This is a genomic window from Arenimonas malthae CC-JY-1 (assembly GCF_000747075.1).
GTDB lineage: Bacteria > Pseudomonadota > Gammaproteobacteria > Xanthomonadales > Xanthomonadaceae > Arenimonas > Arenimonas malthae.
Window position 1 is genome coordinate 1 of sequence record NZ_AVCH01000012.1, and the last position, 11,295, is coordinate 11,295.

Sequence of the window (11,295 nt, forward strand, 5' to 3'; positions counted from 1 at the left end):
CAGCACGCCGCCCGTGGCCTTCGACGCCGACGCCCTGCTGCCCGGCAAGGTGCCGCACGCCAGCCCGGCCGTGCGCCTGTTCGCGCGCGAACTCGGCGTCGACCTGGCCCAGGTGGCCGGCAGCGCCCGCGGCGGCCGCATCAGCAAGGAAGACGTGCAGGCCTTCGTCAAGGCCGCGCTGGCCGGCGGCGCCGCGCCGCGTGCAGCCGGTGGCGGCGGTGGCGGTGGCCTCGACCTGATCCCCTGGCCGAAGGTGGACTTCGCGAAGTTCGGCGCGGTCGAAAGCCAGCCGCTCTCGCGCATCCAGAAGCTCAGCGGCGCCAACCTGGCGCGCAACTGGGCCATGATCCCGCACGTCACCCAGTTCGACGACGCCGACATCACCGAGATGGAGGCTTTCCGCAAGAAGCTGGGCGAAGAGAACAAGGACGTGAAGGTCACGCCGCTGGTGTTCCTGATCAAGGCCGCGGTGGCCGCGCTCAGGAAGTACCCGGCCTTCAACGCCTCGCTCGACGGCGACAACCTGGTGCTCAAGAAGTACTTCCACATCGGCATCGCCGTGGACACGCCCGACGGCCTGGTGGTGCCGGTGATCCGCGACGCCGACCGCAAGGGCCTGCTCGAACTGGCCCGCGAACTGGCCGAGATCAGCGCCAAGGCGCGCGACAAGAAGCTCACTTCGGCCGACATGCAGGGCGGCTGCTTCTCGATCAGCTCGCTCGGCGGCATCGGCGGCACCGCGTTCACGCCCATCATCAACGCGCCGGAAGTGGCCATCCTTGGCGTCTCGCGCAGCGCGATGAAGCCGGTGTGGAACGGCAAGGACTTCGATGCGCGCCTCATGCTGCCGCTGAGCCTGAGCTACGACCACCGCGTGATCGACGGCGCCGCCGCCGCGCGCTTCACCGCCTACCTGGCCCAGGTGCTGGGCGACCTGCGCCGGCTGCTGCTCTGATGGCCCAGCCGCTGCCCACCGTCCCCGGCCAGCCGCCGGCGCGCGTGCGCGTGGCGGTGGTGCAGTACGGCCAGCGCCGCGTTTCCGGCTTCGACGAGTTCGCGGCGCAGGTGGAAGAACACGTGCGCGTCGCCGCCGACTACGGCAGCGACTTCGTGCTGTTCCCGGAGCTCTTCACGCTTCAGCTGCTCAGCGCCGAACCGCGCATGCTGTCGCCGGCCGAGGCGATCGAGCGCCTGAGCGAGCACACGCCCGCCTTCACCGCGCTGCTGGTGCGGCTGGCCACGCAGTACCACGTGCACGTCATCGGCGGCACGCACCCCACGCGCACCGAAGAAGGCACGCTGCGCAACCCGTGTTTCATCGCCACCCGCGACGGCGTGCTGCACCGGCGCGACAAGCTGCACATCACGCCCAGCGAGCAGGGCAGTTGGGCGGTGGGCGGCGGCGACGCGGCCGACGTGCTCGTCACCGACGCCGGTCCCATCGGCATCATGGTCTGCTACGACAGCGAGTTCCCCGAACTCGGCCGCCACCTGGCCGACCAGGGCGCGCTGGTGCTGTTCGTGCCGTACTGCACCGACGTGCGAAGCGGCCACCTGCGGGTGCGCTACAGCTGCCAGGCGCGCGCGGTGGAGAACCAGGTGTACGTGGTCGCCGCCGGCAACGTCGGGCACTGCCCGGGCGTGGCCAACTTCGACATCCAGTACGCGCAGTCGGGCGTGTACACGCCCTGCGACTTCCCGTTCCCGCCGGAAGGCATCGCCGCCGAGGCCAGCGCCCAGGTCGAACAGATGCTGTTCGCCGACCTCGACCTGGCCGCGCTGCTCGAGGCGCGCCGCAACGGCACCGTCAAGAACCTGATCGACCGCCGCCCGGGCCTGTACGCCCAGTGGCGCGGCGAAGCCCCCTGAAAAACCACCGGTGCGCACGACGCGCCGGGCCGAGGAGAGAACCATGGCCAAGATCGAACTGCGGGTGCCGGACATCGGCGACGACAAGGACGTGCCGGTGATCGAGCTGCTGGTGCAGCCCGGCGACGCGGTGAAGAAGGACCAGGGCCTGGTCACGCTCGAATCCGACAAGGCCACGATGGAAGTGCCGGCCAGCGCCGCCGGCGTGATCACCGAGCTGAAGGTGAAGGTGGGCGACACGGTGTCCGCGGGCGACCTGATCGCCATCGCCGAGGCCGGCGAATGCCCCGACGAGGTGCCGATGCCGGCCGCGCCCGCGCCCGCCCGTTCCGCTGCCCCGGCTCCGGCTCCAGCTCCAGCCCCGGCCCCTGCCCCTGCCCCGGCCGTGCAGGCCGCCGGCGCCACCGGCCGCAAGGCCGACGTCGAATGCCGCCTGCTCGTGCTCGGCGCCGGCCCCGGCGGCTACACCGCCGCCTTCCGCGCCGCCGACCTGGGCATGGACACCGTGCTGGTCGAACGCTACGAGGCCCTGGGCGGCGTCTGCCTCAACGTCGGCTGCATCCCGTCCAAGGCGCTGCTGCACGCCGCCGAGGTGCTGGTGGAAGCCAAGCACGCCGCCGCCTTCGGCATCGAGTTCGGCGAGCCGAAGATCGACCTCAAGGTGCTGCGCGCGCACAAGGAAGGCGTCGTTTCGCAGATGAACAAGGGCCTGGCCGGCATGGCCCGCCAGCGCAAGGTGCGCACGCTCACCGGCGAGGGCCGCTTCGTGTCGCCGAACGAACTCGAGGTGCGCGGCACCGAAGGCGTGAAGCTCGTCCGCTTCGAGCAGTGCATCATCGCCGCCGGTTCGCAGCCGGTGAAGCTGGCCGGTTTCCCCTGGGACGACGCGCGCGTGATGGATTCCACCGACGCGCTGATGCTGGCCGACATCCCGCGCCAACTTCTGGTGGTGGGCGGCGGCATCATCGGCCTGGAAATGGCCTGCGTGTACAGCGCGCTGGGCAGCCACGTCACCGTGGTCGAATTCATGGACCAGCTGATGCCCGGCGCCGACAAGGACCTGGTGAAGCCGCTCGCCGACCTGCTCAAGAAGCGCGGCGTGGCCGTGCACCTGGGTTGCAAGGTCAGCAAGGTGGATGCGAAGAAGGACGGCCTGCACGCCAGCTTCGAGGGCGCCTCGGTGCCCGAGCTCTCGAAGTTCGACCGCGTGCTGGTCTCCGTGGGCCGCACGCCCAACGGCGGCAGGCTCGACGCGGACAAGGCCGGCGTGCACATCACCGAGCGCGGCTTCATCCCGGTGGACCGGCAGATGCGCACCAACGTGCCGCACATCTTCGCCATCGGCGACCTGGTGGGCCAGCCGATGCTGGCGCACAAGGCCACGCACGAAGGCAAGCTGGCGGCCGAGGTGGCCTTCGGCGAGAAGAAGGAATGGGTGGCGCGCGTCATCCCCTCGGTGGCCTACACCGACCCGGAGATCGCCTGGGTGGGCGTGACCGAGACCGAAGCCAAGGCCAAGGGCCTGGCGGTGGGCGTGGCGAAGTTCCCGTGGGCGGCCTCGGGCCGCGCGGTGGGCATCGGCCGCGCCGAGGGCTTCACCAAGCTCATCTTCGACGAACATACCGAGCGCGTGATCGGCGCGGGCATCGTGGGCGTGCACGCGGGCGACCTGATCGCCGAGCTGGCGCTGGCGATCGAGATGGGCTGCGAGGCCTCCGACATCGGCCACACCATCCACCCGCACCCGACGCTGAGCGAATCGGTGGCGATGGCGGCCGAGATCCAGGAAGGCAGCATCACCGACCTGTACATCCCCCGCAAGAAATAGGTCTCCTGGCTTGCCTTGCGGCAAGCAGGTCACGGGCTCGTGGGCGGGTGTTCCCGGCGGGCGTCATCGCGCACAGAGGGGTATGGCCGCCGGTTCGATCGATACGACATCCATGTCCATCGACTCACCGCCGTTCCGGGCCTCCTGCCCTCCACTTCGTCCATACCCCTCTGTGCACGCTGCCGCAGTCCAGACGCCGTGGCCAGCCGGTGGGCGAGCCCGTGACCTGCTTGGCAATGCCAAGCTAACAAGAGCTCATCCGAAGGCGAGCCAGCAAATGGCGCAGAGGACGAAGACGCCGATCACGTCGAGCACGGCGCCCTCGCGCAGCATGTCTTCGGAGCGCACCTGGCCGCTGCCGTAGGCGATGGCGTTCGGTGCCGTGGCCACCGGCAGCATGAAACCCACGCTGGCCGCCAGCACCGCCGGGAACATCAGCAGCGCCGGGTCCACGCCCACCGCCACCGCGGTGGCCGCCAGGATCGGCATCAGCAGCACCGCCGTCGCCGTGTTGCTGGCGATTTCCGAGAGCAGCACCACGCCGCCCACGATGCCCAGCAGCAGCAGCGGCAAGGGCAGGGCGTTCAGGCCCGACAGGCCTTCGGCCACCGCCGTGCTCAGCCCCGAACTCTGGAACGCCGCCGCCAGCGCGATGCCGCCGCCGAACAGCACCAGCGCGCCCCAGGGCACGCGCTCCGCCGTTTCCCAGTCGAGCAACTGGCGGCCGCGGCCGTCGGGGATCACGCACAGCGCCACCACCGCCAGCAGCGCCACGCTGGCGTCGTTCGCGCCCGGCAGGCCCAGCCACGTGCTCCAGCCGCCGAAAGGTTCGCCACGCGTCACCCAGGCCAGCGCCGTCAGGCCGAACACCCAGAGCACGCGCTTTTCGCCCGGCGTCCAGGGGCCGCTTTCCGGCAGCTCCGCCGCCGGCGCGCCGGCCAGGCCGCGGCCCAGCCACAGGCCCATCAGCGGCAGGAAGACGGCCACCACCGGCACGCCCACCTTCATCCAGTCGATGAAGCCGTAGGCCTGGCCCGTCGTTTCCGCGTAGACCTGCATGAACACCAGGTTCGGCGGCGAACCAATCGGCGTGCCCAGGCCGCCCACGCTCGCCGCGTAGGCGATCGCCAGCACCAGCACCGCGTGCAGGCGGCGGTCCGGGTAGGTTTCCAGGATCGCCATCGCCACCGGCAGCATCAGCAGCGTCGTGGCCGTGTTCGAAATCCACATGCTGATCATGCCGGTCGCGGCGATGAAGCCGTACAGCAGGTGCCGGCCGCTGCGGCCGCCGAAGGCGCGCACCATGCCCAGCGCCAGCCGCCGGTGCGCGCCGCTGCGTTCGAGCGCGCGCGAAAGCATGAAGCCGCCGCCCAGCAGCAGGATCAGTTCGTGGCCGTAGCTCTGCGCCACCTGCTTCGCGTCCAGCACGCCCAGCAGCGGCAGCACCGCCAGCGGCAGCAGCGCCGTCACCGGCCCGCGCACCGGTTCGAACACCCACCACACCGCGCACCAGGCCGTCAGGCCGACGGTGGTGGCCAGGGCGTGGTCGCCGCCGTCGAGGGCCAGCCAGGCGTAAAGCGCGATCGCCAGCAGCGGGCCGGAGGGCAGGGAGGCACGGCGCAGGGCCGGCGTCATGCGGCCTCGTCGTCCCTGGGCGGGTCCGGGCGCACGCGCGGGTCCAGGGCCATCGCCGCCTTGGCCAGCAGGTGCGCGCTGACCGGCGCGGTCAGGAACAGGAACAGCGTGATCAGCAGCTCGCGCAGGCTGGGCGTGCCCTGCATGGCCTGGTACAGCATCGATGCCAGCAGCACGCCGCCCACGCCCAGCGTGCTGGCCTTGGTGGGGCCGTGCAGGCGCTTGAAGAAGTCGCCCAGCTTCGCCAGGCCCCAGGAGCCCACCAGGGCGAAGGCGCCGCCGCCGAGCAGCAGCGCGCACACCAGGATTTCCAGCGCGGCGTTCATTCGATGACGTCCCGGCGCAGCACGTACTTGCCCAGCACCACCGTGCTGGCGAAACCCAGCATGGCGATCAGCACCGCCGCCTCGAAGTAGATCGTGCTGCCTTCGCGCAGGCCCGCCAGCACCAGCAGGGCGATGGTGTTCACGTACAGCGTGTCCAGCGCCAGGATGCGGTCGGGCAGGGAGGGCCCGCGCAGCAGGCGGTAGAGGTTCAGGGCCATGGCCGCGGCGAACAGGCCGAGCGCGATGGCGATGCTGGTCTCCATCACGGGAAGACCTCCCTCAGCGGCGCCTCGTAGCGCGCCTTGATCTGGGCGATGGTGGCCGCGGCGTCCCCGAGGTGGAAGCAGTGCACCAGCAGGTGCCGGCGGTCGGGCGACAACTCGGCCGACAGCGTGCCCGGCGTCATGGTGATGATGCCGGCCAGCGCGGCGATGCCGTGCGGGTTGCGGATGTCGAGCGGGATCCAGATGAAGCCCGGGTGGATGCGCGATTCCCGGCCCAGGATGCGCCGCGCGACCTCGATGTTCGACAGCACGATGTCCCACAGCACCACCAGCGCCAGCTTCATGGCCACGAGCGGCCGCCGCATGCGCGCCTGCTCTTCCCTCAGGCGTCGCACCGACAGCGGCAGCAGCACCGCCAGCAGCGCCGCCAGCAGCAGGTGCGCCGGTTCCACCGTGGCCACCAGGAGCAGCCACACCACGAACACCGCCAGGCTCAGCAGCGGCGACGGCAGCCAGCGTTTCATGGCTCCACCCCCGGGCGCGGCAGCGCGGCCCGCACGCTCTGGATGTAGCCGGCCGGCGCCATCAGCTGCGCGCCGGTGGCCTGGGCGTAGCGCATCACCGGCCCGCCGAACACAGCCAGCAGCAGGCCCAGGGCCAGCAGCGCCGCGGTGGCGCCCACTTCGGTGCGGCGCAGGCGCGGCACGCGGCCGGGCGCCGGGGTTTCGCCGCCCTCGCGCCAGAACACCTGGCTGCCGGCCGCGGCCAGCGCCACCAGGGTGAGCAGGCTGGTCACCAGGATCACCGGCCACAGCCACGCCGCCTGCGCGCCCGGCACCGCCGCCAGCAGGCCGAACTTGCCGATGAAACCCGACAGCGGCGGCAGGCCCGCCACCGACACCGCCGCCACCGCGAACAGCGCGCCCAGAAGCGCCTTGTGCTGCAGGCGGTCGAGCTTGCGCAGGCTGTCGCCGGCGTTGTCGCGCTGGCGTCGCACCAGGTCGGCCAGCAGGAACATCGCGCCGCCGGCCAGGGTGGAATGCAGCAGGTAATACAGGCCCGCGCCCACGGCCTCGGCGCTGGCCAGGCCGAGCGCGATGAACAGCGTCGCCGCCGAACCCAGCACCAGGTACGCCGCCAGCTGGCGCAGCGACGAAGCCGCCAGCGCGCCCAGCGTGGCCAGCACCAGGGTGGCCGTGCCCAGCGGCAGCAGCCAGGGCCAGGCCAGGCCGGCCAGCGCGCCGGCTTCGCTGCCGAACACCAGGCCGTACACGCGCAGCACCGCGTAGATGCCCAGCTTGGTCATCACCGCGAACAGCGCGGCCACCGCCGCCGGGCTGCGCGCGTAGGTTTCCGGCAGCCAGAAGGACATCGGCAGCAGCGCCGCCTTCGCGCAGAACACCACCAGCAGCAGCCCGGCCGCGGCCTTCAGCGGCGCCGCTTCCGCGGCAGGCACCGCCGCCACGCGCGCCGCGAGCTCGGCCATGTTCAGCGCGCCGGTCAGGCCGTAAATAAGGCCCACCGCCACGAGGAACAGGGTGGACGCGGTGATGTTGAAGGCCACGTACTGCAGGCCCACGCGCAGCCGCGCGCCGCGGCCGCCGCTGAGCAGCAGGCCGTAGGAGGCGATCAGCAGCACCTCGAAGAACACGAACAGGTTGAACAGGTCGCCGGTGAGGAAGGCGCCGTTGAGGCCCATCAGCTGGAACTGGAACAGCGCGTGGAAATGCATCGCGCGCCGGTCCCAGCCGCCGGTGGCGAACAGCAGGCAGGGCAGGGCCAGCAGCGAGGTCGCCAGCAGCATGATCGCCGCGAGGCGGTCGGCCACCAGCGCGATGCCCAGGTGCGCGGCCCAGTTGCCCACCAGGTAGGTGCGCGTGCCGCCGTCGTCGGCTTGCACCGCCAGCAGGGCGGCCAGCACCACGAGGCCGGTGCAGGAAAGCAGGCCGATGGCCCGCTGCACCGCGATGCGGCGCGTGCCCAGCACCAGCAGCGCGATGCCGGCCAGCAACGGCAGCAGGATGGGCAGGATGGGCAGGTGCGCGCTCATGCCCCGCCCCCGCGCCGCGGTTCGCTGCCGTCCACGTGGTCGCTGCGGCTGTCCGAGCGGCTGCGGATGGCCACCACCAGCAGCACCGCCGTCATCGCGAACGAAATCACGATGGCGGTGAGTACCAGCGCCTGGGGCAGCGGGTCGGCGTGGTTGGCCAGCGTGGGCGCCAGGCCCTCGCGCAGGATCGGCGGCTTGCCCGCCACCAGCCGGCCCATGCTGAAGATCAGCAGGTTCACGGCGTAGGACAGCAGGGTCAGGCCCAGGATCACGTCGAAGCTGCGCGCGCGAAGCAGCAGGTAGACGCCACCCGCCACCAGCACGCCGATGAACACCGAGAGCGCCAGTTCCATCAGCCGGCCCCTCCGCTGCGCGGCGCGCGCACGCTGCCCATCATGCCCAGCATCAGCAGGGTGCCCGCGGCCACCACCAGGTAGACGCCGATGTCGAAGGCCATGGCGCTGGCCATCGGCACCTTGCCCAGCAGCGGCACGGCGACGTAGTCGGTGTGGCTGGTCATGTACGGGTAGCCCAGCAGCCAGCTGCCCAGGCCGGTCAGCACGGCGGCCAGCAGGCCCAGGCCGATCACCCGGGGCGCGTCGAAGCCGATGCGCTGCTCGACGAAATCGTGGCCGGCCAGCACGTACTGCAGCAGCACCGGCACCGCCAGCACCAGTCCCGCGATGAAGCCGCCGCCCGGCAGGTTGTGGCCGCGCAGGAACAGGTACACCGACACCGCCATGGCCAGCGGCAGCAGCAGGCGCGCCACCAGGTTCGGGATCAGCAGCGGGTCGGCCGGACCGGGCACCACGCGCTCCGGGCGCATGCGCGCGCGCCGCAGCAGGGCGTGCACCACCAGGCCGGCGATGCCGAACACGGTGATCTCGCCCAGGGTGTCGAAGCCGCGGAAGTCGACCAGGATCACGTTCACCACGTTGCCGCCGCCGCCTTCGGGCAGGGACAGCGCCAGCATTTCGCCGGCCACGGTGTCGAGCGGGCGGGTGAGGGTGGAATACACCAGCGCGGCGACGCCGCCGCCGGCGGCCAGCGCGATCGCGCCGTCGCGCCAGCGGCGCAGGCGCGAGGGTTCGGGCGCCGATTCCTCGGGCAGGTAGTTCAGCGCCAGCAGCATGAGCGCGATGGTCACCATTTCCACCAGCAACTGGGTGAGCGCCAGGTCGGGCGCCGACAGCAGCACGAAGGCCAGGCTCACCGCCAGGCCCACCGCGCCCACCACCACCAGGGCCAGGATGCGGCGTCGGTGCAGCCGCACCGTGGCGAGCGTGGCCGACACGCCCAGGCCCCACACCAGCCAGGCCAGCGGCGGCATCGGCTGCGATTCCCCGGTGGCGAGCGAGGCCGACAGGAAAGGCGCCGCGCCGATCGCCAGCGCCGACAGCACCACCAGCCCCAGGTAACGCTGCAGGCTGCCGTTTTCGAGCCCGTCGGTGAGCCGGCCGGCCAGGCGCGCCAGCGTTTCGAGCTTCCATTCGTACACGCGGCGGCCGCGCGAGTCGTAGCTGATGCCGTACAGGTCGATCAGGCGGCGCAGGCCGAAATAGAGCGCGATGCCCGCGGCCAGGCCGGACAGGCTCATCAGCAGCGGCGTGTTCAGCCCGTGCCAGATCGCCAGGCTGTAGGCCGGCACCGCGTCGCCCAGCACGCCGGTGGCGGCCGCATGCAGCACCGGCGCGATGGTCACGGCCGGCGCGATGCCCACCGCCAGGCACACCAGCACCAGCACTTCGACCGGGATGCGCATCCAGCGCGGCGGTTCGTGCGGGGTCTTCTCCACCCTTGCCGGGCCCTCGCCCAGGAAGGTGTCGTGCACGAAGCGCAGGCTGTAGGCCACGCCGAACGCACCCGCCAGCACCGCCGCGGCGGCGATGCCCCAGCGCATGAACTGGTGGCCCTGCACCTCCAGCGCCTCGGTGAAGAACATTTCCTTCGACAGGAAGCCGTTGAGCAGCGGCACGCCCGCCATCGCCAGCGAGGCGATGATGGCCAGCACGCCGGTGTAGGGCATCAGCCTGAGCAGCCCGCCGAGGCGGCGCATGTCGCGGGTGCCGGTTTCGTGGTCGATGATGCCGGCGGCCATGAACAGCGAGGCCTTGAAGGTGGCGTGGTTGAGGATGTGGAACAGGCCCGCCACCACCGCCATCGGCGTGCTCAGGCCGAACAGCAGCGTGATCAGGCCCAGGTGCGAGATGGTCGAATACGCCAGCAGCCCCTTGAGGTCGTGCTGGAAGATCGCGTGCCAGCTGCCCACCAGCAGGGTGATCGCGCCCACGCTGGTGACCAGGTAGAAGAACAGGTCGCTGCCCGCCAGCGCCGGGTGCAGGCGCGCCAGCAGGAACACGCCGGCCTTCACCATCGTCGCCGAGTGCAGGTAGGCCGACACCGGCGTCGGCGCCGCCATCGCGTGCGGCAGCCAGAACTGGAACGGGAACTGCGCCGACTTGGTGAACACCGCCACCAGCACCAGCACCAGCGCGTACGGGTAGAGCGGGCTGGCCAGGACCTGCGGGCCCGAGGCGAGCACCACGTCGAGCTCATAGCTGCCGGCGATGCGGCCCAGCAGGATCACGCCGCCCAGCAGCGCCAGCCCGCCGGCGCCGGTGATCGCCAGCGCCATGCGGGCGCCGTCGCGCGCGTCGGCGCGGTGGTTCCAGAAGCCGATCAGCAGGAAGGAGCTGAGGCTGGTGAGCTCCCAGAACACCGCCAGCAGCACCAGGTTGCCGGCCACCACCAGGCCCAGCATCGAGCCCATGAACAGCAGCAGGAAGGCCAGGAAGCGCGGCATGCTGTCGGCTTCGTCGAGGTAGTAGCGCGCGTAGATGACGATCAGCAGGCCGATCGCCAGCACCAGGCCGGCGAACATCCAGGCCAGGCCGTCGAGCCGCAGCGAAAGCTCCAGGCCGATGCCCGGCACCCAGGGCACCAGGCTGCGCACGCCGGCGCCGGAGAGCACGTCCGGGGTCATCAGCGCCAGCAGCGCCAGGCCCAGCAGCGGCGCCAGCGCGGCCAGCCACGCGGCCGCGCGCCGGCGCTGGCGCGGCAGCAGGCCGACCAGCAGCGCCAGGACGAACGGGGTAGCCAGCAGCGCCTCGAGCATCGCGTTCCTTGCTTGGCCGCGATCCTGCGGCCGGCGGCCGGGGCGGCGGTGGAGTTGTCGTCAGCACGACGATGATGCCCGGAGTCTAACCCAGGCGTTTATTTTCCCGCCGTGAAACGCCGGCGTTATGCTCGGCCGATGGACGAGGGGAGCGGGGAACCGGGCGGCTGGCTGGTGTTCGGGCTGTCGGGCCTGGTGGGCGAATGCCTGCGCGACGCGTGGCGGCCCGACGACCCGCCGGTCACCGC

The 11,295-nt window shown here is 71.5% G+C and carries 10 protein-coding genes; 3 read left to right on the plus strand and 7 right to left on the minus strand.

Translation table 11 applies throughout. The features are described from left to right. From N790_RS01720 to lpdA, 3 genes are all read left to right on the plus strand, one after another. On the plus strand, positions 1-955 hold a 955-nt coding region (locus tag N790_RS01720), incomplete at its 5' end, for a 2-oxo acid dehydrogenase subunit E2 (RefSeq protein WP_043800017.1). Further along, complete coding sequence (locus N790_RS01725; protein ID WP_052385594.1) at positions 955-1,869, plus strand: carbon-nitrogen hydrolase family protein; 915 nt, start codon at positions 955-957, stop codon at positions 1,867-1,869. The genes N790_RS01720 and N790_RS01725, both read left to right, overlap by 1 nt. 43 nt (positions 1,870-1,912) lie before the next feature. Continuing rightward, positions 1,913-3,697 carry a dihydrolipoyl dehydrogenase gene (gene lpdA, locus N790_RS01730; protein WP_043800018.1) on the plus strand — a complete coding sequence of 595 codons (1,785 nt, stop codon included), beginning with the start codon at positions 1,913-1,915 and terminating at the stop codon, positions 3,695-3,697. Positions 3,698-3,952: 255 nt separating this feature from the next. Here the strand turns inward: lpdA and N790_RS01735 are convergent, their stop codons facing one another. From N790_RS01735 to N790_RS01765, 7 genes are read right to left on the minus strand one after another with little or no spacing between them, the layout of a single operon-like run. Continuing rightward, positions 3,953-5,332 carry an SLC13 family permease gene (locus N790_RS01735; protein WP_043800019.1) on the minus strand — a complete coding sequence of 460 codons (1,380 nt, stop codon included), beginning with the start codon at positions 5,330-5,332 and terminating at the stop codon, positions 3,953-3,955. Then, positions 5,329-5,658, minus strand: coding sequence for a Na+/H+ antiporter subunit G (locus N790_RS01740; RefSeq protein ID WP_043800020.1), 330 nt, complete (start codon positions 5,656-5,658; stop codon positions 5,329-5,331). Before N790_RS01740 ends, N790_RS01735 begins: the two co-directional genes overlap by 4 nt. Next, positions 5,655-5,921, minus strand: a complete 267-nt coding sequence (locus tag N790_RS01745) for a K+/H+ antiporter subunit F (protein WP_156969878.1) — start codon at positions 5,919-5,921, stop codon at positions 5,655-5,657. Before N790_RS01745 ends, N790_RS01740 begins: the two co-directional genes overlap by 4 nt. After that, entirely contained in the window at positions 5,921-6,406 is a 486-nt protein-coding gene (locus tag N790_RS01750; protein ID WP_043800023.1) for a Na+/H+ antiporter subunit E, read from the minus strand. The genes N790_RS01745 and N790_RS01750 overlap by 1 nt, the downstream gene beginning before the upstream one ends. Continuing rightward, positions 6,403-7,932 (minus strand): monovalent cation/H+ antiporter subunit D, encoded by a 1,530-nt coding sequence (locus N790_RS01755; protein ID WP_043800025.1) that lies wholly within the window; start codon positions 7,930-7,932, stop codon positions 6,403-6,405. The genes N790_RS01750 and N790_RS01755 overlap by 4 nt, the downstream gene beginning before the upstream one ends. After that, positions 7,929-8,285, minus strand: a complete 357-nt coding sequence (locus tag N790_RS01760; protein WP_043800026.1) for a Na+/H+ antiporter subunit C — start codon at positions 8,283-8,285, stop codon at positions 7,929-7,931. The genes N790_RS01755 and N790_RS01760 overlap by 4 nt, the downstream gene beginning before the upstream one ends. Then, positions 8,285-11,047 (minus strand): monovalent cation/H+ antiporter subunit A, encoded by a 2,763-nt coding sequence (locus N790_RS01765; RefSeq protein ID WP_052385595.1) that lies wholly within the window; start codon positions 11,045-11,047, stop codon positions 8,285-8,287. Before N790_RS01765 ends, N790_RS01760 begins: the two co-directional genes overlap by 1 nt. Between the last annotated feature and the right edge of the window lie 248 nt (positions 11,048-11,295).